Origin of the sequence: Micromonospora sp. M51 (genome assembly GCF_018070305.1) — a bacterium.
In the GTDB taxonomy this organism is placed as follows: Bacteria; Actinomycetota; Actinomycetes; order Mycobacteriales; family Micromonosporaceae; genus Micromonospora; species Micromonospora parva.
This window is the reverse complement of record NZ_JAGPXZ010001332.1, coordinates 1-798: the sequence shown is the minus strand read 5'-3', so window position 1 is coordinate 798 and position 798 is coordinate 1. Positions and strand designations below refer to the sequence as shown.

Below are 798 nucleotides of genomic sequence, written 5' to 3'. Positions count from 1 at the left end.
CCGCGCTACCGGAACCCCCGGACGATCGGCAGCGGCGACCTGTCGTGGGCCGGGCTGAACAAGCTGCCCGCCGGCAGCTCCAGTCGGCACCGCCTGAACACCCACTGACGCCGGCCGTCACGGCGACCGCCGGGGAGTACGGGGGGCGACACACCGGAGGAGGTCCAGCGGCGGCTTTCGCACACCTGTCGGGTAATTTCTTGTGGTCCCTCATCCCGGCCTACGACAGGAGAAGCTCCGCGCATGGGCAAGAAGACGATCCACGTCTCCGACTTCACCGGCACGGTTCTGCAGCAGGACGACGAGGTGGTCCGCGTTGTCGTGCTGGAGCACCCGGACCTGGTCGCCGGGCCCGTGCAGTTGGACGCCACCCCGGGCGAGGTGGAGAACATCGACGACGCCGCGCTGGACGTGGCGGTGGTCGAGATCCACGACCGGCACGGTGGCGGCGAGCCTCGCCGGGTGGTGCTGACGGCCAGCGAGTTCGACGCGATGGCCACCGACGTGCCGATGGCGCAGTTGCTGAAGACGGCCGAGCGGGTCCGCCCTCCCAAGGCCCGCAAGAGCGCCGAGAAGATCGACTACGGCACGCTGGAGCACGCCGGAAAGCCGCACCGGGGTCGGGTCACCGAGGAGGAGGCGCGGCTGGTGCGCGAGCAGCTCGACGAGGTCAACAAGCGCCTCGCCGACGCGGGCGTACGCCAGATCGACCCGACCGATCCGGAGCACGCCCTGCGGTACGGCTTCCCCGACGTCTCCTGACCGACCCGCGTCAGCGGGCCTTCCCGGCCCGCTGAC

1 protein-coding gene is annotated in these 798 nt (G+C 70.9%); it reads left to right on the top strand.

The window, feature by feature from the left end:
- Positions 1 to 243: 243 nt before the first annotated feature.
- Entirely contained in the window at positions 244 to 762 is a 519-nt protein-coding gene (locus tag KBX53_RS34630) for a hypothetical protein (RefSeq protein ID WP_030331132.1), read from the top strand.
- Positions 763 to 798 lie beyond the last annotated feature (36 nt).

What these genes read in the sequence shown, in the direction of transcription:
- KBX53_RS34630 (WP_030331132.1), top strand. Translation starts at nt 244, where the DNA reads ATGGGCAAGAAGACGATCCACGTCTCCGACTTCACCGGCACGGTTCTG.